The sequence below is a fragment of the Kitasatospora sp. NBC_00374 genome, assembly GCF_041434935.1.
Taxonomy (GTDB): Bacteria; Actinomycetota; Actinomycetes; order Streptomycetales; family Streptomycetaceae; genus Kitasatospora.
Map to the genome: position 1 here is coordinate 2,793,546 of NZ_CP107964.1, position 22,531 is coordinate 2,816,076.

The following is a 22,531-nucleotide window of genomic DNA, read 5'->3' on the forward strand; positions in this document are numbered from 1 at the left end:
CCCACCGAACCTCTTCCCTTCGAGGAGCCAGAGATGACCTCACGAACGCCGGAGCCCAGCACCGCGTCGCTCAGAGAACTCGCCGAGAACCGAAGTCTTCCAGACCATCAGGTCATGGACCGGGACACACTCGCCTGGATCGCCAGGAACCGGCCCGAAGCCTCAGCCGCGCCGCCCACCCTGCCACATCCGCCGCTCACCCTGGTACCGGACGTCACCTGGTTCGCGCAGCCCCAGCTCGTCGACTCCATCCACGGCATCCGGCACAACGCCCGTGTGTGCCTGCTCGCCGGTCTGCTCGCCCAGGAGTACGGACTCGACCGCGATCACACCGCGGCCCTGTGTGCCGCCGCAGCGGTCCACGACTGCCGGCGGCACGACGACCGCGACGATCCCGGACACGGCCGACGAGCAGCTGGCTGCTCCGCGGAAACTCCATGACCAAGACGCTGGCGTCCGGACGCCCCATCCACCTGATGCACACCACCGTGGCCCTGGACGCTATCCGCGCCAGCGGACACCTCTACGCCTCCACCGGCTGCCTCGCCGCAGCCCTCTACTGCGCGCCCCTCACCCCCGAACCCGCCGGCCTGCGCCCCCACAACCTGGGCACCTACCTGCTGGAGACCAAGAAGCACACCCGCACCCTGGTCTTCGAGATCACCCCAGACACCCCCGTGCCGCCCAAGGGCATCGACTACCTCCGGCTGGGCGCCATCCACCTGCGCACCTACCTCACCCACCGCAGCTTCCTCACCGGCCCCGAGGACACCCAGCTCCGCCGAGCGGTACTGGACCGGCTCCGTGCAGCGGCGCCATTCCTCGACGCCATCCTCGCCAACGCCGCCGGGAAGCCGACACCGGACGCCGAGTTCATCGACCGGCTCGCCGCCACCGTGCCGGCCTTCCCGTTCCTCGGCTACCTCTACTTCGAGGTGTTGTCCGAGTACCTGATGCTCAACTCCACGACCCCCGAGACCAGGGCGTACGCCCAGCTCGGAGAGATGAACAACCGCCTCTACAAGCAGCTGGCCTTCTCAGCGGTCGAGGGCATGGACCAGCTCTTCGACCTGTCCCGCTTCAACCCGGGACACGAACGCCTCCTCCAGCTCGTCGGACAGATCGAGGCCCGCCTGACCGCCGGGGTAGCCTGCTCCACCAGGCGACGCCTGTCGCACCTGTTCGCCAACGTGGCACTCGCGCCTGGCCAAGATGCGGCGTCGTTCACCTTCCGAGACGCGGACTTCGACGCCCTCGCCGCGACCGCACCACACCTGCTGGGCCAGCTCATCTTCCGCGAGATGCGCACCATCGACCGGTACCCGCAGCTCTACCTCGCCTTCGAGCAGGCCAAGGCCCTGGAGGCATGGGACTACTGGAACACCGAAGGCATCCCGACGCCCTTCAACGGCACGATCCCCAAGGGCGAGATCGGCATCAACCCCGCCTACCCGTGCGCCTGTTACCAGGTATGGGTAGCGGAGACCTGCGAGCGCGGCTTGCTCCACCCGGTCGAGCGGCTCCACGTCACGTTCCTCCCCCGCCTCGCCGAACTCTCCATGACCGCGATGCGGAGAGATCAGGCAGGAAGAGCCGCTGGACACCTCCCGACAGATCAACCGAGGGCTCTCCCGTAAGTGATCTCCGTGCCCGCGTGGACGGCAGTCCGGAATGCTGCTGGGCTGGTGTGCGGCAGACTTCGGTCAACAGGCGCGGATTGAGAGGACGGAGAGGGCTCTTGCCGGGTGGACTGCGGGCCGCCAGGTTGACACCGTGGACTGGACGCGACAACTGACAGCGGAGGGGTTCAGGCTAACGGCGCGGCACTCAGGGTCTGGGGGAACTCGACCGCCTGACGATCAAGAGCTCCTCAGCCTGCGTCCCCGCCTCGTCGCCGCACATAGACCCCGTTGACGCCCCTGAGGCATCGGTCAGGCGCTGGTACTCACGGATGTCGATCACGACGGCTTCCTGCTTGCCCCGTCGAGTAATGATCGTCCGGGGTCTCGTCCCGACGTGCCCGGTCGAGGACGTCCGCCAGGTGGCTGCGAACCTCCGACAGGGGCGCGGCTCGGGACCCGCAGCGGGAGCGGCCTCGCGTCAGGCGGGAACGATGTTGTGGTTCCGGTGGAAGACGTTGTCCGGGTCGTACTCGCCCTTGACGGCCGCGAGGCGGCGGGTGTTCTGCTCGCCGAGGCCGGCCCGGGTGCGTTCCTCGCCCTCGTCGCCGATGAAGTTGAGGTAGACGGCGCCGATCGACCACGGCTTCAGGTCCGAGCAGACGGCGCGGGCCCAGGCGCGGCCGCGTTCGTCGTCCGCCGGGTCCTCCCACAGGCCGAAGGGGTGGACGGCCCAGGGGGCGACCCGCCAGGGGACCGGGAAGTCGTCCCGGCCGGCGGCGACCGCACCGCCGAGGGGGAAGACGACGTGCTGGGAGGGCGACGGCGTGACCATGTCCCGGGCTCGCGCGCAGAACAGGTCCGCCGCCTGGTCGGGGAAGCCTGCCAGGTACTCCGCCGACCAGTAGTTCCGGTACCCCGGCGGGTCGTCGAGCATGCACTGCACCTCGGCGTAGGGCATTTCGGCGATCACCTCGCCGCGGTGGCCGTTCGCCAGCATCGGTTCGAAGACCGGGCGGGCCTGGCCGAGGCTGCCGGTGTAGGTGAGCAGGACCCCGACCGCGAGCCGGCCGACGAGCTCCGGCGGGACGAACGGTTCCGGCGGGCCGGTGAGGTAGATCAGGGCGCCGCCGACCTCGCCCGGGGCCTCGTCCATGTAGTCCCGGTAGCGGCGCAGGACCTCCGGTCCGGCCTCGGCCGGCCACAGCAGCAGTGTGATCGCGAAGGCGGGCAGCGGGTGCAGGCCGAAGGTGAACTCGGTGACCACGCCGAAGTTCCCGCCGCCGCCGTGCAGGGCCCAGAACAGCTCGGGGTTCTCCTGTTCGCCGGTGCGCACCCGGCGGCCGTCGGCGGTGACCAGTTCGGCGGCCAGCAGGTTGTCGCACATCAGCCCGAATCTGCGCTCCAGCCAGCCCGATCCGCCGCCCAGGGTGAGGCCGCCGACTCCGGTGGTGGAGGCCCGGCCGCCGGTGGTGGCGAGGGCGTGCGGCTGGGTGGCCCGGTCGAGGTCGGAGACGGTCGCGCCGCCGCCGACCCTGGCGATCTTGGTCTGCGGGTCGACGTCGACGGCGTTCATCCGGCGCAGATCGACCACCAGGCCACCGTCGGCCACCGCGGCCCCGGTGACCCCGTGCCCGCCGCCGCGCACCGAGATCTCCAGCCCGTGGGACCGGGCGAAGGCGATGGCGGAGGCCACGTCCTGGTGGTTGAGGCACTGCGCGATCACCCGGGGCCGTCGGTCGATCATGCCGTTGAACACGGTCCGGGCCTCGTCGTAGGCGGTGTCCCCCGGGACGATCGCCTCCCCGAGCAGGCCTGACCGCAGGCCTGCCAGCGTGCCGGAATCGAGCAGGTCGGACGTCATGCTGATTCGCCCCTCTCCGGGACGGGGACACTCCGACGGTACCGAGCGTAGCTCCGGCCCGCGCCCGCCCGCATCCGGAGCGGACGAGGGCGGGCGGCCGGGCCGGGGCCTCGCGTCAGGCCGCGGTCTGCAGTTCCCGGACGGGCTGCTGAGCCACCGTCAGATGGTGGACGTTGTCCTGCGCGGGGGTGAGGTGGCCGCGCAGCCGGACCGCGAGCGCGATGATCAGCAGGGTGCAGCCGGCCATCGCGGCCAGGTAGATCGGCCAGGTGCCGGAGCCGACCAGCAGGACACCGACGGCGGGGCCGACCGCGACGGCGATCTGCTTCACCAGCGCGTACCCGGCGTTGTAGGTGCCGAGCAGCCGGCTCGGCGCGAGGTCCGCGACGATCGGGCCGAGGGTGGGCGCGAGCAGCGACTCGCCGACGCCGAACAGCGCGTAGATGGCGACGATCGCGACCGTGGCGGCCAGCGCCTCGGTCCGGATCAGTCCGGCGATCAGGGCCATCGCCCAGGCGGCCAGCCAGACCGCGCCGGCGGCGGCCATCGCGGTGGTGCGGCGGCGGCGCTCGGTGATCCGCACCACGAACATCTGCAGCACCACGATGGTCAGCGCGTTGGCGCCGATGGCGAGGCCCAGGGTGGACGGCGCGGTGCCGACGGTGTCGGTGGCGAAGGCCGCCACCCCGGACTCGAACTGGCCGTAGCAGGTGAAGAAGATCAGGCCGGCCAGCAGGCAGAGCCGCAGCATCGCCTTGTCGGCGACCAGCGCCCGCAGCCCGGTGGGGCCGCCACGGCGGGCGGCGGGCCCGTCCGGCTCGGTGGTGGCGGCCGGGATCCGGGCGCTGCCGGTGACGGCGGCGAGGCCGAGGAAGGTCATCGCCTCGATGGTGAACAGCCTGGTGAGGCTGGCCGGCTCGGCGATGTCGACGATCTGCCCGCCGACCAGCGCGCCGATGCCCATACCCAGGTTGACCAGGGTGAACTGGAGCGCGAAGGCGCGGTGCCGGGTGGCCTTGGGCGAGCTGCGGACGATCATCGTGGCGAGGGCGGGCTGGCAGGTGGTGACGCCGGCGCCGAACAGGAACGAGGCGATCAGCAGGGTCGGCGTGGTGCCGGCCTGCCCGAACGAGAACGCGCCGACGGCGGCCAGCGCGGCGCCGGCCAGCAGCACCGGGCGCGGGCCGTAGCGGTCGATGCCACGGCCGGTGAACGGCAGCACGGCGAGCGCGGCCAGGGCGAAGACGGTGAAGACCATCCCGGCGGCGAGCGAGCCCAGGCCCCGCACCTGGTCCACGTAGACGAACATGTACGGCATCGTGAAGCCGCTGCCGAACGCGCTGAGCGCGTTGCCGATCTGGACGCGGCGCAGCGGGCCGCCCGCCCCGTAACGCTGCTGCCTCTGCTGCTTCACCGTGCCGGTCACCGTGCACACCCCTTTGCTTGAGACTTCAGACCTGTCGTGTTTAGGCCGGAAGATTTAAGAGCTAAACTTTAGGCCTGAACTCTAAGGCTCGAAAGCTTGAGACGTCAAAGGCTTAACGCCTGCAGGGTTGCGTGGGACACTGGTCCGCATGAGCGCACGCAGACCCGCGCCGCCGGACGACGGCGAGCTGGGCATCGCCGAGCAGGTGGCCGTCTACCAGCGGGAATTCCCCACGGTGGACCCTCAGGTGGAGACCATCGTGTCCACCCTGTCCCGCCTCGCCCGGCGGATGAACGTGGCCTACAGCCGGCAGCTCGCCGTGCTGGGAATCACATCCGCGGAGTGGGAGGTGCTCAAGGCGCTGGTGATCGCCGGCAGCCCGTACCGGCTCGGCCCCGGCGAGCTCGCCAAGCGCCTCGGGCTGACGCCCGCCGCGATGACCCACCGGATCGACCGGATGGTCACCGACGGCCTGGTCACCCGGGAGCGGGACGAGGCCAACCGGGTCCGGGTGATCATCGAGCTCACCGAGGACGGCCGCGACAAGTGGCTGGAGCTGATGCGGATGGCCGCCGTCTTCGAGGCGGACCTGCTGCAGGACATCACCGCCGAGGAGCGCCCCGCGCTCTCCGCGATGCTCGGCCGGATGCTGCGCCGGATCGAGGTGACCCAGCCGGACGCGCTGGGCCGGACCGCGGACCTGGACTGAGCGGACGGCCACCACCCCCGGGGCGCGGCCACGGCACCTCCGGCCGCCGAACGACCGCAGGGCCCCGGACATCGCGTCCGGGGCCCTGCGTCATGCTCGCGGCGGCCCGGTCGGGCCGTCAGGGGTGGTGCCGGTTCAGCAGGCGCCGTTGTCGGTCCACACGCCCCACTGGCCGGAGGTCGACGGGTCCTCGTTGGTGGTCCACCACTTGTTGGTGTAGGTGTGGCCCTTCCAGCTGACCTTGGTGCCGGCCGTGGCGTAGACGGTGGCGGCGTTCCAGCTCGGCACGGTGCAGCCCGGCACGGTCGGGGAGGCCGAGGTGGACGGCGAGGAGGACGGGGACGGCGAGGCCGAGCTGCTGGGCGAGGCCGAGGACGACGGGGACGGCGAGGCCGAGGTCGGCGACGGGGACGGAGCCGCCGGGCAGTCGGCCGCGGAGCCGTTGGTGGCGCTCACCATCTTGTCGAACAGGGCGGTCTTGGTGCCCATGTCGTACAGCGAGAAGGCGAAGGAGCCGCCGAGGCCGTTGCAGTGCGCGTAGTCGACCTTGGCCTGGATCGACCGGGCGTCCTCACCGCTCCAGAAGGTGGTGCCGTCGTAGAAGTACGTGGTCTTCGCCGTGTCGTCCCAGAAGGTCTTGGCCGGGTTGTCGACGAAGCCCGCGAGCTCCTTGTACATCTGGATGCCGGGGACATTGCCGGACATCGCCGCACCGGCGGCGGGGCCGGTCGCGCTCTGGAACAGGCCGTTCTTGCCGTTGTTCGGCACGCCGGTCCAGCCGCGGTAGTAGAACGGGACACCCATGTTGATCTTCTTGGCGGGGAAGCCGCCCACGATGCCGTACTGCGGGTCGCCGACGGTCCACGCCTTGATCGAGGCGTCGATCGAGTACTTGCCGGTGCCGCCGGGGATCGGGGTCATCGGGTCGTTCGGGCCGGAGTAGAGCGGGGCCTGGTGGTTGGTCGGGCCCTGCGCCTCCCAGCCGCCGTGCATGTCGTAGGTCATGACATCGAGGAAGGTCAGGTACTGGCCGACCTTGTCGGTCTCGATGTTCTTGATCTTGTCCTGGCCGGCCCCGACCGCCGCGGCCAGCGCGTAGGTCTTGTGGTCGGCGGTGCCCTGGGCGTCCAGCTGGGTGCGGAACTCGGCGAGCAGCTTGGTGAAGTTCTGCTTGTCGCTCGGGCTCTCGTGGTTGCCGAGGTGGCCGCCGCCGCCCGGGTACTCCCAGTCGATGTCGATGCCGTCGAAGACGCCCGCGGCCGCGCCGGTGCCGCCGTAGCCGGCGTCGACGGGCAGGTTGCCCTTGATGAACATGTCGATGCAGGAGGAGACCAGCTTCTTGCGCGAGGCGTCGGTGGCCGCCGCGTCGGAGAAGTACTTGGAGTAGGTCCAACCGCCGATCGACAGCAGCACCTTGAGGTTGGGGTTCTTCGCCTTCAGCTTCTTCAGCTGGTTGAAGTTGCCCGCGATCGGCTGGCCCCAGACATCCGCCACACCGTCGACCGAGATGTCCGCGCCGAAGCTCTTCTGGTAGTCGGCGAACGCGTCGGCCGCACCGTCACCCGCGCTGGGGTTGTTCTCGTCCTGTGAGGCGGCCTTGGTCGCCTCGAAACAGGAGAGGGTGGTGGGGTTGATGTTGGCGAAGTCGTAGATCAGGTAGTCCAGTTTCCCGGCCACGCCGGTGTCCTGGACGGTCTTCGGGTAGTACGTGTTGCCGTAGATCGACCACTGGTCGAAGTAGGCGACCTTGATGCCGCCGCTGGTCGCGGGGGCGCCGGTGGAGTTGGTGGGCGCGGCCTGGGCGGAGACGCCCGAGGTCAGCGCGAGGGCGGTGCCGATCAGCGCGGAGGCGGCGGTGCCGGCCACCAGAGCCGTCAGGCTCTTGGGGCGCCGCCGGTGCGCCGGCCGGGACGCGGGGACGGAACGAAGCATGGCTGCGTGACTCCTGGTCGTGGGGGATCCCGCCACACCCCCCGGGTGCAACGTCCGGGGTGGGGCCGGACGTCAGGGGCATGACAGTGGAATCGAGCGGGGCCTTCGGTGGTGCGTAACCGGTGGGTCAGGTGCCCGGATAGGCCGAACCGGCGCCGCAGGTCGAGACCTCCGGCGCCGGTCCAGGGGCTCCCTGCACCTGGGCACAAAAATGGACTAGACCAACTCCCCCGTCAAGAGCCCCACTTGCCCCTTGAGCCATCGTTAAGGTTCGGCCCGGCCCGCCGCACCACTCCGATCAGTACCGGAGCGCCGCCGCGACGTCCGCCTTCACCGTCCCGGACAGGCTCCGGTTGCTGGTCGCGGTGGCCTGCGCGGTGCCCCCGGCGGTCACCTCCGGCACGCTCAGCACGACCACGTCCAGCACGTTGCCGCTCTGGTCGGTGAAGTTCACCTGGATCGTGTACTGGTAGCCCTTGGAGCCGCCGTTCTTCACGGTGACCGGCACCTTCACCTTCCCGTCGGACGCGGACGACACCGAGCCCAGCGAGATGTCGCTCTTCGCGTCCAGCCCGCCCTTCACGCTGGCCAGCGCCGAGGACGCCGCCGCCTGCGCGGACGAGGCCGCCGAACCCAGCGCGGAGGTGGCGTCGGAGGCCAGGCTCTCGGCCGCCGAACCCACCGCGGAGGTGGCGTTGGAGGCCAGGCTCCCGGCCGCCGAGGCCGCGGCCGACAGACCGGACTCGAGCGCCGAGGAGACCGCGGGCGAGGGCGAGCCGTCCGACGAGCAGGCCGCCAGCCCGCCGCCGCCCAGCATGGCCGCCGCGACGGCCACCGCGGCCACCCTGACCCGACGCCCTGAACCGACCTGACGACCCGGCACGACCCGACGCTCCATGACCACTCCTCGCTCGGCTGCCCCCACCCCACCACCCTTGGCCCGCCCCACCCGCCCGGCCACCCGGCAGAGCGGTTCGGGTGACCGGGCCGCGGCCGCCGCGGCCGGCGCCCGGCCGCATACCATGGCGCGGACGGCCGGAGGGGCGACGGAAGAGGTACGGCGGTGGTGCGCAAGCTCGGCGAGCTGGAGGCGGAGATCATGGACCGGCTCTGGGGCTGGGGCCGTCCGGCCACCGTCCGCGAGGTGGTGGACGACCTCAACCGGCACCGCCCGGTCGCGTACACCACGGTGCTCACCGTCGCGGACATCCTGCACACCAAGGGCCTGTTGAGCCGCGAGAAGTCCGGCCGCGCCTGGGTGTACGCGCCGACCCGCAGCCGCGAGTCCTACACGGCCGAGCTGATGCGCGAGGCGCTCGGCGCGAGCACCGACGCGCCGGCCGCGCTGGCCCGCTTCGTGGAGCAGATCTCCCCCGAGGAGCTGGCCGCGCTACGCCGGGCACTGGCCGGCCTGGAGGGCGGCGAGCCGGGCGGGCCGGCATGACCGCCGTCCTGCTGCTGGCCGGCTGGGCCGCGGCCGTGGCCGTCCTGCTGCCGCCGCGGCTGGCCCGGGCGGGCTGGGTGCGGCGGGCGCCGGCGCTCGGCGTGCTGGCCTGGCAGGCGCTCGGCGTCTCGGCGGTCGCCGCGGTGGCCCTGGCCGTCCGGCAGCTCCTGGACCCGGCGCCGCACCACCATGACCGGCTGCTGCACCTGTGCGGGCTGTCCGCCCCAGCGGAGGCCGTGTCGCGGGTCGCGCTGGCCGCGGCCGCGGCGGTGGCCCTGGTGCCGGTCGGCCTGTTCGCCGTCCGGCTCGCGGCGGCCGCGCGGGGCCGCGCGCGGCACCGGAGGCTGCTCGACCTGGCCGGGCGGCGCGGGCTGGTGCCCGGCGCACTGGTCCTGGAGCACCCCGCCCCGGCCGTCTACTGCCTGCCCGGGCGGTCCCGGCGGGTGGTGGTCAGCCGGGGCGCGCTGGACGCCCTGACCCCGGAGCAGTTGGCCGCCGCCCTCGCCCACGAGCACGGCCACCTGACCGGCCGCCACCACCTGGCCGCCTGCGCGGCCGAGGCCTTCGCCCGGACGTTCGCGGGGCTGCCCCTCGGGCGGCTGGTACGGGACGAGACCCGGGCCCTGCTGGAGATGGCCGCCGACGACCGCGCCCTGCGGCACCACTCCGCCCGCGCCCTGGCCGGCGCGATGGGCGTGGTGGCGGCCGGCCCGGCGCCGTCCACCGCGCTGGCCGCCGGCCACCACGCCGCGGCCCGGGTCTCCCGGCTCGCCGCCGGCCGCCCCGGCTGCCGCGCGCGGCCGTGCTGCTCGGCCCGGCGGCGGCCGGGGCGCTGGCCGCCGTCCCGCTCGCGCTGGTCTGCGTGCCGCACCTCGTCTGAGCGGGCCACCCGGGCCCGGGCCTCGGGCGGCTTGCCTTTCGGACCGGCTTTCTACTAATTTGCTTAGGAGATTAGTAGTAGCACCTGCCGGCCGAACCGCGAGGGAGCAGCAACACCATGGGTCAGCACCGCCTCCCCTCCCCCTCCGGCACCCGGCGCCGCCGCACCGTACTCGCCCTCGGCGCGGGAGGCGCCCTGCTGCTGCCCGCGGCCGCCGCGCACGCCGAGCCCAAGCCCTCGCTGGACCAGGTGCAGCGCCAGGTCGACGCGCTCTACGAGGACGCCGAAGCCGCCACCGAGCAGTACAACGGCCTCCAGGAGCGCCGGCAGCAGCTGCAGACCCGCACGGGCGGCCTGCAGCAGGAACTCGCCCTCCAGCAGGAGCAGTTCAACGCCCTGCGGGAGACCCTCGGCGCGGTCGCGGCCGCCCAGTACCGGGACGGCGGCATCGACCCGGCGATCCGGCTGATGCTGACCTCCGACGCGGACGGCTACCTGGACAGCGCCGGCCGTCAGGACACCGCCGCCGCCACCCAGGTCGGCGCTCTCCAGCGTTTGCAGAACCAGCAGCGCCGACTCGACCGACTCCGCGCCGAGGCAGCCGGCCGGCTGACCGAACTCGACGACGCCCGCCGGGCCGCCGCCGCCAAGAAGGCCGAGGTGCAGAGCCGGCTCGCCGAGGTGCAGCGCATCCTGGGCGGCCTCAAGGCGGCCGAACGCGCCCAGGTCCTGGCCGGCGACCAGCCCGCCGCCTCCCGCGGCGCGGCCCGCACCCCGTACACCGGTCCGGCCACCGGGCGGACCAGGGACATCCTGGACTTCGCCCACGCGCAGCTCGGCAAGCCGTACGTCTACGGCGCCACCGGGCCCGGCTCGTACGACTGCTCCGGCCTCACCCTGAAGGCCTTCGCGGCCGGCGGCGTCGCCCTCCCCCGCACCTCGCAGGCCCAGTTCGCCGCCGGGCAGAAGATCGCCAAGAGTCAACTCCAGCCCGGCGACCTGGTGTTCTACTACGCCGACCTGCACCACGTCGGCATCTACCTGGGCGACGGCAGGCTCCTGCACGCCCCGCGCACCGGCAAGACCGTGGAGATCGTCGGCGTCGACGTGATGCCGTACGCGGGGGCCGTCCGCTACTGACGGCGGGCGGCCCCGCGGCCGGGAGGTGCGTCAGACGGCCGTGACGTTGACCGCGCTCGGGCCCTTCTGGCCGGCCTCGATCTCGAACTCGACGTTCTGGCCCTCGGCGAGGGTCTTGAACCCGTTGCCCACGATCGCCGAGAAGTGGACGAACACGTCCTTGCTGCCGTCCGCCGGGCTGATGAAGCCGAAGCCCTTCGACTCGTTGAACCACTTGACCTGGCCCTGGATCTTCGCCATGCCGCTCTCCTCGTACGCTCGTTGGCATGGCCCTGCAGCCGCGCCGGACCGATCATGCCCAACGGGACCCCCGGCTAACCCGGGAGCCCCGTCGGGTGGCGCGGCCGGTCAGCCACCGGTCAGCGCGCGGTCAGGACAGGCCGCGCCCGGCCTGTTCGGCGGCCTCGTCGGCGGCGCGGGCCTCACGGCGGCGGACCACGTCCTGACGGCGGGTCACCACGGCGACCGCACCGAGCGCCGCCGCGGTGAACGCGATCACCCCGTGCCACGGGCGGTCCACCACGTGGCCGAGCGCGTGGTCCAGGGAGTAGCGTCCCGCCCCGGCCACGCCCAGCGACAGGCCGCAGGCACCCAGCAGGGCCGGGTACTCGAAGCCGCCGCCGGTGGCGAAGAAGCCCGCCGGGGCGTGCACCGAGATGGCACCCGCCATGGTGCCGGCGACGATCGACCCGGCGACCGGGGTGGCCAGGCCGAGGGCCAGCAGCGCACCGCCGCCCGCCTCGCCGAGGCCGGAGGCGACGGCGCTCCGGTGGCCCGGTTCGAAGCCCATGTGTTCCATCGCCTGGGCGGTGCCCTCCAGGCCACCCCCGCCGAACCAGCCGAACAGCTTCTGGGCGCCGTGGGCGAACAGCACCCCGCCGACGGCGGTGCGCAGGGCCAGCAGGCCGAGGTCCTTGCGGTGCAGACTGGTCATGGTGACGCCCCTGGGTCCGGTGGCACGGCTGACGCCGCACTCGACCTCAATCCCAGCCCAGTGGGCCCACCGGCTCGACCCGGGAACGCCATCCGGGCTAATCCGCCGGCCGAGGGAGAGCGATGGGAGCAGCGTCCCCGCCCGTGTACGAACTGCCGGGCGCCGGCATCACCGACGAGGGGTCGTTCTGGACCGCGCTCGGCCGGGCCGTGGGCGCACCGGACGGCTACTACGGCCGCAATCTGGACGCACTCGCCGACTGTCTGCGCGGCGGTTTCGGCCCCGAGCCGCCGTTCACCCTGGTCTGGCGGGACGCCTCCGTCGCCCGGCACCGGCTCACCCGCAGGCCGGCCGGCGGCCGGGAGCGCAGCTACTTCGAGGAGATCGTCGCGGTGCTGCGCGAGGGCGGGGTGACGGTGCGGCTCGACTGAGCGGGGGCGGGCCGGCCCGTGCCGACCCGCCCCCGCCGCCCCCCGGGGCCGCCCCGCCCCGGGTCAGTCCGTCCGCCGGGTCGGCGCGACCCGGGAGCGGGTGAACCCGGCGGCGAGCGCCCAGGAGAGGACCGGCAGTCCGACCAGCACGACCGCCAGGTACGTCCACGGCACCGCCAGCGCATGGGTGCCCATCCAGATCGCGCCGGTCGCGTCGACCTCCGGCGTGCGGCCCAGGTTCTGCACCCGCTGGATCGCCGCCGCGGGCACCAGTCCGGCTGCCGCGCCGAGGACCGCGCCGATCAGCGCGACCACGGCGCACTGGAAGCCCGAGAGCCTGCGCCGGATCCCCGGGGCCGCACCGACGGCGGCCAGCGTGGAGAGGTCCCGCTGGGAGTCCGCCGCGGCCAGCCCGGTGGCGATCCCCGCCGCGGCGACCGCCACCGCGGTCGCCGCGACCGCGAGGCCGAGCACCACGACGCTCTCGGAGCCCTCCTGGTAGCCGCGCTCGACGCCGATCCCGCCGCGGCCGCCGGCCGCGGTGACCGCCGCGTCCGCCCGCTGCTCGGCCACCTCGGACGGCGCCCGGGCGGGCCGCCAGACCGAGCCCGACTCGGCCAGCTTCAGCCCGGCCCGTTCGGCCGTGGCCGGCGGGATCACCGCCCGGGCGGCCGGCACCTCGGCCTTGACCAGCACCGCGGGAAGGGTGAGCGTGCTCGCCGTGTTGCCGTCCGGACCGGTGGCGCCGAAACGGGTGAGTTCCAGCGTCAGCGTGCCGTCCTTGACCAGGCTCGGGTCGAACACCGCCACCTTCCCGTCCGCGAGGGCCCGGGCGGCCTCGGGTCCGTCGGCGGCCAGCAGGTTGTGCAGCAGCGTGGCGTCGCCGGAGATCAGCTCGCCGTACTGGTAGTTCCGCTCCTTGCCCGGGTGGCAGCGCGGGTCGGTCGCGAGCAGCCGCTCCGCCTCGCCCGGGGCGATCCTGGCGCCGTGCGCCGAGCCGGGCTGGCCGGCCACCGGCGGGCAGGTGTGCTCCGGCACCGCCTTCAGGGCGATCCGGCCGCAGAAGCTGCCGCTGCTCCCGTCGCAGACCCCGTAGGCGACCCGCCGGAGGTCGGCGCGCGGCCCGAGGTCGGGGACGGCCTGCTCGACCGCGGCCCGCAGCCGGTCGACGCCGGGGCCGGCCGACGGCAGGGTGACGGTGCCCACCGGCGCCGCCGCGACGTAGTCCGACCGGGCCGCGGCGTCCCCGGTGCTCTGGAAGGTCAGCACGGCGACCGCACCGGCCACGGCGGCCATGACGGCCGCGACCGCGGGTGCGGTCCGGCCGCGGTGGCGGGTCGCGTCGCGCAGCGCCAGCCGCGGGCCGAGCGGGAGGAAGCGGCCGAGCCGGCCGACCTGGCCGACCAGGAACGGGGTGCAGGCGACCAGGCCGAGCTCCGCGAGCATCGAGCCCGCCGTGACGACCCTGGTCCGCGCGCCGCTGGTGGCACCGAGCAGGGCGAGGGCCGTGCCGGCCAGCACGCCGGCCGCGCCGAGCAGGGTGAACCACTTCGCGGGCGGGCGGGTGGTGCCGCGGCCGGTGAGGGCGTCCACCACGGGCTGCCGCGACGCCTGGACGGCGGGGACGATCGCGGCCAGCACCCCGGTCAGCACGCCGATGGCGAGGATCGCGAGCAGGTCGGCGGGCTCGAGTGCGAGGTGACCGAAGCGCGCCCCGGACCTCGTCTCCAGCCAGGACCGGCCGAGCGCCACCGCGAGGGCGCCGAGCGCGGTGCCGGCCAGGGCTCCGGCGCCGCCCAGCACGACACCGCCGGCCAGCACCACCCCGCGGACGTGGGTACGGTCGCCACCCCCCGCGGCGACCAGTCCGAGCTGGCGCCGGGAGCGGCGCGCGCCGACCGCGAAGGCCGGGCCGGCCAGCAGGACGATCTCCAGCAGGGCCATGCCGACCACGGTGGTGACCACGGTCGACCGGTTGAGGCCGTCCGTCTCGGCCGTACCGAGGCGGTCGGGGTTGTCCCGGTACAGCGGCACGGCACTGTCCGGCGGCGGGTCGGCGAGCACCGCCCGGGAGGTCACCGAGAAGCCGTAGGCGTTGGTGCGCTTGACGTCCTCCCAGCCGAAGGAGGCGCTGCCGGGGAGCGAGACCAGCCAGCCGTGCCCGCGCGGGTCCTCGGACTCCGGCGTCCGCCCGGCGGTCGCCAGCAGGCCGGCCAGCTCGCCCGGCCGGCCGACCAGGCGCACGGCGTCCAGCTCGCCCGGGTACTCGACGGCGGCGGTGATCCGCAGCGGGCGGTCGGTGCCCGCCAGGGTGGTGGTCCGGCCGACCGCCAGCCCGGCCTCGGCGAGGAAGGCGGTGGTCGCCGCGACCTCGTACTGGTCACGGGGCCAGCTGCCCTCGTGGAGCGTCACCAGGCCCTTGGTGTCGGGGTCGGTCAGGTCCACGCCGTAGGCCTGCACCGGGAGTTGGCCGTGGGCGGTGGAGGCGCCGACGAAGGCGGACGGCGTCTGCACCGGCACCACCCGGGCCCCGGGCGGCAGCGCCTGCGTGATCAGCCGGTCCAGCGGCTGGGCGGCGCGGGCCGCCTCCTCCTCGGTGGGGACGGGCTTCGCGCCCTGCTGCGAGACGATCGAGACGGCGGCGTCCGGGTCCGGGGCCTGCTGCAGGCGCCAGCCGGGCCGCTGCGCGACGACGTACGCGTCGGCGGCGCCCATCACCCGGGTGGCGCGCTCCTGCGGGGTCGGTTGGCCGCTGCGGGCGGTGACGTCGGCGGCGGTGACGCCGAGGACCGGGAGTGCGATCATCGCGACGACCAGGGCGCTGCGCCCCTTGGCCCGCAGGGCGTCGCGGCGGGCGATGCGCAGGGCGGCCCGCCAGGCGGAGAGCTTCACCGGGCGTCGCCGCCGTCGGTGCCGGCGAGGAGCCCGGCGACGTCGGTGCCGGGGTCCACCGTCCGGCCGTCGCGCAGCACCACCACCCGGTCCACCCAGGCCGCGTGGCGGGCCTCGTGGGTGACCATGACGGCGGCCGCGCCCGCGTCGCAGCGGGCCCGGAGCGTGGCGAGGACGGCCTCACCGGTGGTGGAGTCCAGGGCCCCGGTGGGCTCGTCGGCGAGGACCAGGCGCCGCTCGCCGATGAGTGCGCGGGCGATCGCGACGCGCTGCTGCTGGCCGCCGGACATCTCGTCCGGGAAGCGGTCGGCGAGTTCGGCGATGCCGAGCTCCTCCAGTGCGGCCAGTGCCTCGGTGCGGGCCCGCCGTCCGGCGACGCCGTCCAGTTCGCGGGGGATCGCCACGTTCTCGGCCGCGGTCAGCGCGGGGACCAGGTTGTAGTCCTGGAACACATAGCCGATCGCGCGTCGGCGGACGGCGGCGACGGCGTTGCGGGAGAGCCCGCCCAGCGGCCGGCCCTCGATCACCACCTCGCCCGAGCTGGCGCGGTCCAGCCCGCCCGCGAGGGTGAGCAGCGTCGACTTGCCGGAGCCGCTCGGCCCCATGACGGCCACGAACTCCCCCGCCCGCACGGCGAGGTCGACTCCGCGCAGCGCGTGGACCTCCGCGGCTCCGCGGCCGTGCACCCGGGACACGTTCTGCAACTGCAGGACCGCGCCCCCGGTCTCCCTGTGATCTGTGGTCATTCCCGGCTCTCTCTCGTACTGGCGCCGCTCGCGACCGCCCCCTGGGCGCCGGTCGCGCAGCCGAGATCCCCTCGACCCGAAGCGCATACTCGGTATGTATACCCGGTATGGTCCAGATCGACAAGGACCGCCCCGGCCGGCCGGGGCGGTCCTCGACGTGCGCTCGTAAGGCCCTCAGGCCTGCTCCGACCTGCTGCGGAACGGCGGTCAGCCCAGGGCGGCGGTGAAGGCCCGGGCCCGGCGGGTGATCTCCGGCCAGTCGGCGGCGGCCACCAGCGACGGGGTGACCACCTCGCTGCCCGCGCAGACCGCGAGGGCGCCGGCGTCGAGGAACGCGGCGGCGTTGCCCGCGTCGACGCCGCCGGAGGCGACCAGCGGGGCGCCGGGGAACGGACCGTGCAGATCCTTCAGGTAGCCGGGGCCGAAGGCGCGGGCGGGGAAGACCTTGACGGCGGCGGCGCCCAGGTCGAGCGCCTCGGCGACCTCGCTCGGCGTCAGCGCGCCCAGGATCACCGGCACCGGGGCGGCGGCCACCGCCGGACGCACCCCCGGGGTGACCAGGTACTCGGCCCCCGCGTCGACGGCCCGCCCGGCCTGCTCGGCGGTCAGCACGGTGCCGACGCCGATCCGGCTGCCGGTCCCGGCGGCGGTCGCGCGGCGCAGCAGCGCGGTGACGTCCGGGGTGGTGAAGGTGAACTCCACCCAGCGGATGCCGCCTTCGGCGAGCGCCGCGCACAGGGCGGCGGGGTCGGGGACGGCGGGGGCGCGGACCACCGCGATCACCCGGTCGGCGGCCAGCTCCTGGGGCAGGGTCATCGGGTCTCTCCGGTGGTGCGGCGGCGCAGCGCGCGGCCCGGGCGGGCCCCGGTCGGTCGGGAGTCGTCGATCACGGCGGTGCCGCCGACGAAGACGTACGGGATGCCGGCGGCGGGGCTGCGCGGCCGGTCGAAGGTGGCGGTGTCGCGGACGGTCCGCGGGTCGAACAGGACCAGGTCGGCGGCGTAGCCGGGGCGGATCACTCCGCGCCGGTGCAGGCCGAGCCGACGGGCCGGCCGGCCGGTCATCCGGGCCACCGTCTCCTCCAGGCCGAGCACGCCCAACTCCCGGCTGTAGTGGCCGAGATAGCGCGGGAAGGTGCCCCAGGCGCGGGGGTGCGGCCGGTCCCCGGTGAGCAGGCCGTCGCTGCCGACGGTGTGGGCCGGGTGCCGCATGATGGCACGGACGTTGGGCTCGTGGCCGACGTGCTGCAGGACGGTGGTGCCCAGGCCGTCGGCGAGCAGCAGGTCGAGGAAGGCCTCCGTCCCGCCGCCGTCGGCGGCGAGTTGGGCCACCGTGCGGCCGACCCGGTCGGCGAGCCGGGGGTCGCGGACGCCGGAGATCTGCACGGTGGACCAGTCGGCCACCACGCCGTGGCAGCCGTCGCTGCCGTGCTCCTCCATGGCGGCCCGGATCCGCTCCCGGGCGGCCGGGTCGCGCAGCCGCTCCAGGGTGCGGTCCGGACCGCCCTCGGTGGCCCAGGAGGGCAGCAGGGCGGCCAGCGTGGTGGAGCCGGGCAGGTAGGGGTAGCTGTCCAGGGTGAGGTCGAGCCCGTCGGCCAGGGCGGCGTCCAGCAGGGCGAGGAGCTCCTCGGCCCGGCCCCGGTTGACGCCGAAGTTCATGGTGGCGTGGGTGAGGTGCAGCGGGCAGCCGCTGCGCCGGGAGACCTCGATCATCTCGGCGTACGCGTCCAGCGCGCCGGCGCCGTAGGAGCGGGTGTGCGGACCGTGGTAGCCGCCGTGTGCGGCCACCACCCGGCAGAGTTCGACGAGTTCGGCGGTGGGGGCGTACATGCCGGGGGTGTAGGTGAGACCGCTGGAGAGACCGACGGCGCCCTCGCGCAGCCCCTGGGCGAGGAGTTCGCGCATCCGGGAGAGTTCGGCTCCGGTCGCGGGGCGGTCCTCCCAGCCGACCACCAGGGCGCGCAGGGTGCCGTGCGGCACCAGGTAGCAGGCGTTGGCGGCCAGGCCCGAGCGGTCCAGCCGGTCCAGGTACCCGCCGACGGTGCGCCAGTCCCAGGCGAAGCCGTCCGGGTCGCCGTTCCAGCCCGCGAGCTGGCGGCGCAGCCGGGCCAGGGTGGGCCCGTCGACGGGCGCGTAGGACAGGCCGTCCTGGCCGAGCACCTCGCAGGTGACGCCCTGGCTGACCTTGGCGAGGTGCTCGGGCTCGGTGAGCACGGCCAGGTCGGAGTGGGCGTGCATGTCGATGAAGCCGGGGGCGAGGACGAGTCCGTCGGCGTCGATCGTGCGGGCGGCCGGGGCGCCGTCGGCCTCGGCGATGACGCCGCCGGTGACCGCGAGGTCGCCGCGGCGCCGTTCGGCCCCGGTGCCGTCGATGATCCAGGCGCCCCGGACCAGGAGGTCGGGCATCAGAAGAAGGTCCTCACCAGATCGACCACGCGCGGCAGTTCGGCGTCCGAGTCGTCCAGGACGGGGATCAGGTTCCACTTGTCGAAGGCGGTGCAGGGGTGCGAGACGCCGAGCCGGACGATCTCGCCGATCCGGACCTCGGCGTCGCGCAGGAAGGCGTGCTGGTCGTTGAGCGCGGTCACGGTGCCGGCCACCGGGCCCCGGCCGCGGACCAGTTGGGGCTGCGGCAGGCCCAGGTCGTACGGGAAGTCGCGGCGGCCGCCGTCCAGCAGGGCGAGGCCGGGCTCGGGCCGCGAGACCACCCGGGACCAGCCGTGCAGTGCGGCCCGGAAGGGCTCGGCGCCCGGTGTCCGGCCGAACGGCGAGATGCCGCGGTAGAAGCCGTCGTCGTGGGCGGCGTACGCGCCGGAGCGCAGCACCACCCTGGTCCGCGGCCCGGCCAGCGGCGCGAGGTGGTCGGCGACGGTGTCGAAGAAGGCGCTGCCGCCGGCCGTGACCCAGACCTCCTCGGTCTCGAACAGGCCGGCCAGCTCGTGGTGCAGCTCCGCGAGGTGCGCCAGGTAGCGGATGACGGTGGCGACCGAGGCGTCCGAGCCGTCCGGGCCGAGCGGGCCCTCGTAGCCGCTGACCCCGGCCAGCCGCAGGCCGGGGGCCGCGTGCACGGCGCGGGCCACCTCGACGGCCTCGGCGACGGTGCGGGCGCCGGTCCGGCCGCCGGGGGCGCCGAGTTCCACGCAGACGTCCACCGGGGCCGGGGCGCCGCGCAGGGCCCGGTCCATCAGTGCGACGGAGTCGGTGGAGTCGACCCAGGAGGCGAACCGGAACTCCGGGTCGGCGGCCAGTTCGCCGGAGAGCCAGCGCAGGCCGGCCGGGTCGAGCAGGGTGTTGGCGAGGTGGATACGGCGCACGCCGAAGGCCCGGCCGACGCGCAGTTGCGGCAGGTTGGCCAGGGTGATCGCGACGGCGCCGGCGTCCAGGTGGCGCTGCCACAGCGCGGGGGCCATCGAGGTCTTGCCGTGCGGGGCGAGCTCGACCCCGGCGCGGGCGCACCAGTCCGCCATGGTGCGCAGGTTGTGGTCGAGCGCGCCCGCGTCGAGGGTGACCAGCGGGGTGCCGAGGTCGTCCAGGGTGGGGCCGCCGGCCAGGTACTCGGCGACGGTGCGGCCCCAGGCGGCGGTGGGGACGGCTTTGAAGCGCCAGTCCAACCGCTCCTCGGCGAGCTCCGCCACCCTGGCACGGTCGATGGTCTCCACCGGGACCGCCCTCCTGTTGCATTATCTGCAACGATCATTGCATCGGCTGTGCAGGTGATCTAACCTCAGGTCCAGACCACTGGTCAACGACCGCCCCCACCACCCCGCCAGGAGCCTGCCGGTGACCACCCCTGCCGCCGTGTGCATCGGCGAGTCGATGGCCGTGCTGCTGCCGGAGCGCACCGGGCCGCTGGAACACGCCGAGACCTTCCGCCGGGGCTTCGGCGGCGCGGAGTCCAACGTCGCCTGCGCGCTGGCCGGACTGGGCGTCCCGGCCGCCTGGATCAGCCGGGTCGGCGCGGACGGACTGGGCCGCAGCCTGGTCGCGCAGATCGCCGCGCACGGCGTGGACACCTCGGCGGTCGCCGTCGACCCGGACCGCCCGACCGGGCTCTACCTCAAGGAGACCGGCGCGGGCGGCGACCACCCGCACGACCTGGGCGCGGGCCGCAGCCGCCTGCACTACTACCGGCGCGGCTCCGCCGCCTCCGCGATGGGCCCCGAGGTGCTCGCCGACCCGGCCGCCGCGCCCCTGCTGGACGGCGCGAGCCTGATCCACCTGACCGGCATCACCCCCGCCCTCTCCGACAGCTGCCACCGGCTGGTCCGCTCGCTGCTGGCGGTGCCGGGCCGGCGGATCAGCTTCGACCTCAACTGGCGGCCCGCACTGTGGGCGGGCCGGGACCGGCAGGCACTGCGGTTCCTGATGAACGGATCGCAGATCGTGCTGCTCGGCGCCGACGAGGCCCGGGAGGTCCTCGGCACCGACGACCCCGAGGGACTGCGCAGGCTGCTGCCCCGCCCGGAGGTGCTGGTGCTCAAGGACGACGGGCGCCGCTCCACCGCGATCGCCCGGGACGGCTCGGTCCTCGCCGAGCCCGCGCTGCGGGTCGAGGTGGTCGAGCCGACCGGCGCCGGCGACGCCTTCGCGGCCGGCTACCTGGCGGGCGTGGTGCGCGGACTGCCGCAGGCGGGGTGCCTGCGGCTCGGCCACCTGTCGGCCGCCTCGGCGCTGACCGTCCGGGGCGACCTGGGCGCGGCCCCGCCGGCCGACGTCGTCGAGCGGCTGCTGGCCGCCGACCCGGCCGGGTGGGCCGCCACCCGGGTCGACGCCGACGGCTTCCACCCGGCGGCCGCCCGGTGAGCAGCTCGACGGTGGCCCGGGCGATGCTGCTGCTGGCCGAACTCGGCCGCGGCGAGCGGACCCTGGAGCAGTTGGCGGCCGTCCTGGACGCGCACAAGAGCACCGCGCTGCGGCTGCTGCGCCCGATGGAGGAGGCCCGGGTGGTGCAGCGCGACGCCGCGCACCGCTACCGGCTCGGCCCGCAGCTGTTCGCGCTGGCCGGGCAGGCGCTGGAGCAGCGCGGAGTACGGGCCGTCGCGGCGCCGCACCTGCGCGAGCTGAACGCGGTCACCGGCCAGACCGTGCACCTGGCCGCGTACGAGGGCGGCGAGGTGGTCTACATCGACAAGTACGACTCCCGGCACCCGGTGCGGATGTACTCCCGGATCGGGCTGCGCGCGGCGCTGCACAGCGCCGCCGTGTCCAAGGTGCTGCTGGCCGACCTGCCGCCGGCCGAGCGGCGCGAGGTGGTGGCGGGGGTCGAGTTCACCCCGTTCACCGCGAACACGCTGACCACGCCCGAGGCGCTGCTGGCCGAGCTGGAGCAGGTCGCCCGGCAGGGCTGGGCACAGGACCACGCCGAGCACGAGCCGTTCATCAACTGTGTCGCCGCGCCCGTCCGGGACGCCACCGGCCGGGTGGCCGCGGCCGTCTCGGTGTCGGTGCCGGACGTCCTGCTGACCCACGAACAGGTCCTGGCGCTGCTCCCGCGGCTGCTGGCCACCGCCGCCGCCGTCTCCGCCGACTGCGGCCACCCCGCCCCCGGCTGACCGGCCCGAGTCCGACCGAACCGCTCGGAGCCCGACCGCTCGGAGCCGAACCGACAAGGAGTGCTGGATGAAGACCGAGGTCCGTACCGACGGCGCCCCCGCCCCCGCCTGGGTGTTCTCCCAGGGGGTGCGCAAGGGCCCGCTGCTGCAGGTCTCCGGGCAGGGGCCGCAGGATCCCGCCACCTCCGCGTACCTGTACCCGGGTGACGTGAAGGCGCAGACCCTGCGCACCCTGGAGAACGTCCGGGCGGTGCTGGAGGCGGGCGGCGCGACCGTCGAGGACGTGCTGATGTTCCGGGTCTACCTCACCAGGCGGGAGGACTTCGGGCCGATGAACGAGGTGTACGGGGAGTTCATCGACCGGCACGTCCCCGAGGGCGGCGTGAAGCCGTGCCGCACCACGGTCTTCGTCGAACTGCCGCACGAGGCGATGCTGGTGGAGATCGACGCGCAGGCGTACATCGGCTGACCGGGCCGGTTCCCGGTCAGGGCGCGACCACCGGCCGCCAGGGCACCGGGCTGGAGAGGATCATCGAGCTGGTCGGCTGGCCGTAGCCGGCCAGCTTGTCGATCAGCCGCTCGAACGCGGCCATGTCGGGCACTCCGACCAGGAGGGTGCAGCAGGCGCCGCCGGTCACCCGGTGCAGCTGGAAGACCTCGGGCCAGCCGGGAACCTCGGGATCGCGCAGCAGGCAGCGCGGGGCGTTGCACTGGATCGACACCAGGGCCATCACCGTGACGCCGGCCCGGGCCGGGTCGACGTGCGCGTGGTAGCCGGCGATCACCCCGTCGGCCTCCAGCCGCCGGACCCGTTCGGCGACGGCGGGCGCGGAGAGGTTCACCCGGCGGGAGAGCTCGTTGTAGGAGAGCCTGGCGTCGGCCTGCAGTTCGGCCAGCAGGAGGCGGTCCACGGCGTCCATCACGGCTCCCGGGGTCGGCTTTGGGTTCGGAAGGCGAAACCGC

The 22,531-nt window shown here is 74.3% G+C and carries 22 protein-coding genes and 1 pseudogene; 10 read left to right on the forward strand and 13 right to left on the reverse strand.

Annotation, left to right across the window (positions count from 1 at the left end; all coding sequences use genetic code 11):
• Window positions 1-114: 114 nt before the first annotated feature.
• Together OG871_RS12515 and OG871_RS12520 are read left to right on the forward strand one after the other, a co-directional pair.
• Window positions 115-441, forward strand: a complete 327-nt coding sequence (locus OG871_RS12515) for a hypothetical protein (RefSeq protein ID WP_371496820.1) — start codon at window positions 115-117, stop codon at window positions 439-441.
• Window positions 438-1,637 (forward strand): hypothetical protein, encoded by a 1,200-nt coding sequence (locus tag OG871_RS12520; protein WP_371496821.1) that lies wholly within the window; start codon window positions 438-440, stop codon window positions 1,635-1,637. Before OG871_RS12515 ends, OG871_RS12520 begins: the two co-directional genes overlap by 4 nt.
• Window positions 1,638-1,931: 294 nt before the next feature.
• On the opposite strand, the pseudogene OG871_RS12525 reads toward OG871_RS12520, so the two are convergent.
• The 3 genes and pseudogenes from OG871_RS12525 to OG871_RS12535 all read right to left on the reverse strand — a co-directional run.
• A pseudogene (locus OG871_RS12525) lies at window positions 1,932-2,062 on the reverse strand (type II toxin-antitoxin system Phd/YefM family antitoxin); the annotation flags it as partial.
• A gap of 38 nt (window positions 2,063-2,100) precedes the next feature.
• On the reverse strand, window positions 2,101-3,483 hold the full coding sequence (locus OG871_RS12530) for an FAD-binding oxidoreductase (protein WP_371496822.1): 1,383 nt from the start codon (window positions 3,481-3,483) through the stop codon (window positions 2,101-2,103).
• Window positions 3,484-3,598: 115 nt separating this feature from the next.
• Window positions 3,599-4,909, reverse strand: a complete 1,311-nt coding sequence (locus OG871_RS12535; RefSeq protein ID WP_371496823.1) for an MFS transporter — start codon at window positions 4,907-4,909, stop codon at window positions 3,599-3,601.
• Window positions 4,910-5,057: 148 nt separating this feature from the next.
• Here OG871_RS12535 and OG871_RS12540 point away from each other — a divergent pair, with 148 nt between their 5' ends.
• A complete protein-coding gene (locus OG871_RS12540) occupies window positions 5,058-5,618 on the forward strand; it encodes a MarR family winged helix-turn-helix transcriptional regulator (RefSeq protein ID WP_371496824.1) in 561 nt (186 codons plus the stop codon).
• A 135-nt stretch (window positions 5,619-5,753) separates the two neighbouring features.
• Here OG871_RS12540 and OG871_RS12545 read toward each other — a convergent pair whose 3' ends face one another.
• Together OG871_RS12545 and OG871_RS12550 are read right to left on the reverse strand one after the other, a co-directional pair.
• Window positions 5,754-7,550 carry a glycosyl hydrolase family 18 protein gene (locus OG871_RS12545; RefSeq protein ID WP_371496825.1) on the reverse strand — a complete coding sequence of 599 codons (1,797 nt, stop codon included), beginning with the start codon at window positions 7,548-7,550 and terminating at the stop codon, window positions 5,754-5,756.
• A 298-nt stretch (window positions 7,551-7,848) separates the two neighbouring features.
• The gene (locus OG871_RS12550) at window positions 7,849-8,448 is read right to left on the reverse strand and encodes a hypothetical protein (protein WP_371496826.1); all 600 of its coding nucleotides are present in this window, start codon (window positions 8,446-8,448) and stop codon (window positions 7,849-7,851) included.
• Between the two features lie 168 nt (window positions 8,449-8,616).
• Between OG871_RS12550 and OG871_RS12555 the strand changes: the two genes are divergently transcribed.
• The 3 genes from OG871_RS12555 to OG871_RS12565 are packed head-to-tail and all read left to right on the forward strand — an operon-like array spanning window position 8,617 to window position 11,014.
• Window positions 8,617-8,994 carry a BlaI/MecI/CopY family transcriptional regulator gene (locus OG871_RS12555; protein ID WP_371503288.1) on the forward strand — a complete coding sequence of 126 codons (378 nt, stop codon included), beginning with the start codon at window positions 8,617-8,619 and terminating at the stop codon, window positions 8,992-8,994.
• Complete coding sequence (locus OG871_RS12560) at window positions 8,991-9,932, forward strand: M56 family metallopeptidase (protein ID WP_371496827.1); 942 nt, start codon at window positions 8,991-8,993, stop codon at window positions 9,930-9,932. Before OG871_RS12555 ends, OG871_RS12560 begins: the two co-directional genes overlap by 4 nt.
• A gap of 59 nt (window positions 9,933-9,991) precedes the next feature.
• Window positions 9,992-11,014, forward strand: a complete 1,023-nt coding sequence (locus OG871_RS12565) for a C40 family peptidase (RefSeq protein ID WP_371496828.1) — start codon at window positions 9,992-9,994, stop codon at window positions 11,012-11,014.
• A gap of 30 nt (window positions 11,015-11,044) precedes the next feature.
• On the opposite strand, the gene cspC is transcribed toward OG871_RS12565, so the two are convergent.
• Window positions 11,045-11,254: a cold shock-like protein CspC gene (gene cspC / locus OG871_RS12570; RefSeq protein ID WP_371496829.1), complete on the reverse strand. Its 210-nt coding sequence runs from the start codon at window positions 11,252-11,254 to the stop codon at window positions 11,045-11,047.
• 130 nt (window positions 11,255-11,384) lie between these two features.
• Window positions 11,385-11,948, reverse strand: a complete 564-nt coding sequence (locus tag OG871_RS12575) for a DoxX family protein (RefSeq protein ID WP_371496830.1) — start codon at window positions 11,946-11,948, stop codon at window positions 11,385-11,387.
• Window positions 11,949-12,070: 122 nt separating this feature from the next.
• Between OG871_RS12575 and OG871_RS12580 the strand changes: the two genes are divergently transcribed.
• Entirely contained in the window at window positions 12,071-12,379 is a 309-nt protein-coding gene (locus OG871_RS12580) for a barstar family protein (RefSeq protein ID WP_371496831.1), read from the forward strand.
• 63 nt (window positions 12,380-12,442) lie between these two features.
• On the opposite strand, the gene OG871_RS12585 is transcribed toward OG871_RS12580, so the two are convergent.
• The 5 genes from OG871_RS12585 to OG871_RS12605 form a co-directional block, all read right to left on the reverse strand.
• Window positions 12,443-15,271, reverse strand: a complete 2,829-nt coding sequence (locus tag OG871_RS12585; protein WP_371496832.1) for an FtsX-like permease family protein — start codon at window positions 15,269-15,271, stop codon at window positions 12,443-12,445.
• Window positions 15,268-16,017, reverse strand: a complete 750-nt coding sequence (locus tag OG871_RS12590) for an ABC transporter ATP-binding protein (RefSeq protein ID WP_371496833.1) — start codon at window positions 16,015-16,017, stop codon at window positions 15,268-15,270. The genes OG871_RS12585 and OG871_RS12590 overlap by 4 nt, the downstream gene beginning before the upstream one ends.
• A gap of 207 nt (window positions 16,018-16,224) precedes the next feature.
• Window positions 16,225-16,833, reverse strand: coding sequence for a bifunctional 4-hydroxy-2-oxoglutarate aldolase/2-dehydro-3-deoxy-phosphogluconate aldolase (locus tag OG871_RS12595; protein ID WP_371496834.1), 609 nt, complete (start codon window positions 16,831-16,833; stop codon window positions 16,225-16,227).
• Window positions 16,830-18,422: an amidohydrolase family protein gene (locus tag OG871_RS12600; RefSeq protein ID WP_371496835.1), complete on the reverse strand. Its 1,593-nt coding sequence runs from the start codon at window positions 18,420-18,422 to the stop codon at window positions 16,830-16,832. The genes OG871_RS12595 and OG871_RS12600 overlap by 4 nt, the downstream gene beginning before the upstream one ends.
• On the reverse strand, window positions 18,422-19,675 hold the full coding sequence (locus tag OG871_RS12605; RefSeq protein ID WP_371496836.1) for an alanine racemase: 1,254 nt from the start codon (window positions 19,673-19,675) through the stop codon (window positions 18,422-18,424). Before OG871_RS12605 ends, OG871_RS12600 begins: the two co-directional genes overlap by 1 nt.
• A gap of 121 nt (window positions 19,676-19,796) precedes the next feature.
• Between OG871_RS12605 and OG871_RS12610 the strand changes: the two genes are divergently transcribed.
• The 3 genes from OG871_RS12610 (at window position 19,797) to OG871_RS12620 (ending at window position 22,037) form a co-directional block, all read left to right on the forward strand.
• Entirely contained in the window at window positions 19,797-20,819 is a 1,023-nt protein-coding gene (locus OG871_RS12610; protein WP_371496837.1) for a sugar kinase, read from the forward strand.
• Complete coding sequence (locus tag OG871_RS12615) at window positions 20,816-21,568, forward strand: IclR family transcriptional regulator (protein ID WP_371496838.1); 753 nt, start codon at window positions 20,816-20,818, stop codon at window positions 21,566-21,568. Before OG871_RS12610 ends, OG871_RS12615 begins: the two co-directional genes overlap by 4 nt.
• 67 nt (window positions 21,569-21,635) lie before the next feature.
• Window positions 21,636-22,037 carry a RidA family protein gene (locus OG871_RS12620; RefSeq protein ID WP_371496839.1) on the forward strand — a complete coding sequence of 134 codons (402 nt, stop codon included), beginning with the start codon at window positions 21,636-21,638 and terminating at the stop codon, window positions 22,035-22,037.
• A 16-nt stretch (window positions 22,038-22,053) separates the two neighbouring features.
• Here OG871_RS12620 and OG871_RS12625 read toward each other — a convergent pair whose 3' ends face one another.
• The gene (locus OG871_RS12625) at window positions 22,054-22,488 is read right to left on the reverse strand and encodes an Lrp/AsnC family transcriptional regulator (protein ID WP_371496840.1); all 435 of its coding nucleotides are present in this window, start codon (window positions 22,486-22,488) and stop codon (window positions 22,054-22,056) included.
• Window positions 22,489-22,531 lie beyond the last annotated feature (43 nt).

What these genes read in the sequence shown, in the direction of transcription:
- OG871_RS12560 (WP_371496827.1), top strand. Translation starts at nt 8,991, where the DNA reads ATGACCGCCGTCCTGCTGCTGGCCGGCTGGGCCGCGGCCGTGGCCGTC.
- cspC (WP_371496829.1), bottom strand. Translation starts at nt 11,254, where the DNA reads ATGGCGAAGATCCAGGGCCAGGTCAAGTGGTTCAACGAGTCGAAGGGC.
- OG871_RS12565 (WP_371496828.1), top strand. Translation starts at nt 9,992, where the DNA reads ATGGGTCAGCACCGCCTCCCCTCCCCCTCCGGCACCCGGCGCCGCCGC.
- OG871_RS12580 (WP_371496831.1), top strand. Translation starts at nt 12,071, where the DNA reads ATGGGAGCAGCGTCCCCGCCCGTGTACGAACTGCCGGGCGCCGGCATC.
- OG871_RS12625 (WP_371496840.1), bottom strand. Translation starts at nt 22,488, where the DNA reads ATGGACGCCGTGGACCGCCTCCTGCTGGCCGAACTGCAGGCCGACGCC.
- OG871_RS12620 (WP_371496839.1), top strand. Translation starts at nt 21,636, where the DNA reads ATGAAGACCGAGGTCCGTACCGACGGCGCCCCCGCCCCCGCCTGGGTG.
- OG871_RS12595 (WP_371496834.1), bottom strand. Translation starts at nt 16,833, where the DNA reads ATGACCCTGCCCCAGGAGCTGGCCGCCGACCGGGTGATCGCGGTGGTC.
- OG871_RS12540 (WP_371496824.1), top strand. Translation starts at nt 5,058, where the DNA reads ATGAGCGCACGCAGACCCGCGCCGCCGGACGACGGCGAGCTGGGCATC.
- OG871_RS12590 (WP_371496833.1), bottom strand. Translation starts at nt 16,017, where the DNA reads ATGACCACAGATCACAGGGAGACCGGGGGCGCGGTCCTGCAGTTGCAG.
- OG871_RS12550 (WP_371496826.1), bottom strand. Translation starts at nt 8,448, where the DNA reads ATGGAGCGTCGGGTCGTGCCGGGTCGTCAGGTCGGTTCAGGGCGTCGG.
- OG871_RS12515 (WP_371496820.1), top strand. Translation starts at nt 115, where the DNA reads ATGGACCGGGACACACTCGCCTGGATCGCCAGGAACCGGCCCGAAGCC.
- OG871_RS12545 (WP_371496825.1), bottom strand. Translation starts at nt 7,550, where the DNA reads ATGCTTCGTTCCGTCCCCGCGTCCCGGCCGGCGCACCGGCGGCGCCCC.
- OG871_RS12520 (WP_371496821.1), top strand. Translation starts at nt 438, where the DNA reads ATGACCAAGACGCTGGCGTCCGGACGCCCCATCCACCTGATGCACACC.
- OG871_RS12530 (WP_371496822.1), bottom strand. Translation starts at nt 3,483, where the DNA reads ATGACGTCCGACCTGCTCGATTCCGGCACGCTGGCAGGCCTGCGGTCA.
- OG871_RS12575 (WP_371496830.1), bottom strand. Translation starts at nt 11,948, where the DNA reads ATGACCAGTCTGCACCGCAAGGACCTCGGCCTGCTGGCCCTGCGCACC.
- OG871_RS12600 (WP_371496835.1), bottom strand. Translation starts at nt 18,422, where the DNA reads ATGCCCGACCTCCTGGTCCGGGGCGCCTGGATCATCGACGGCACCGGG.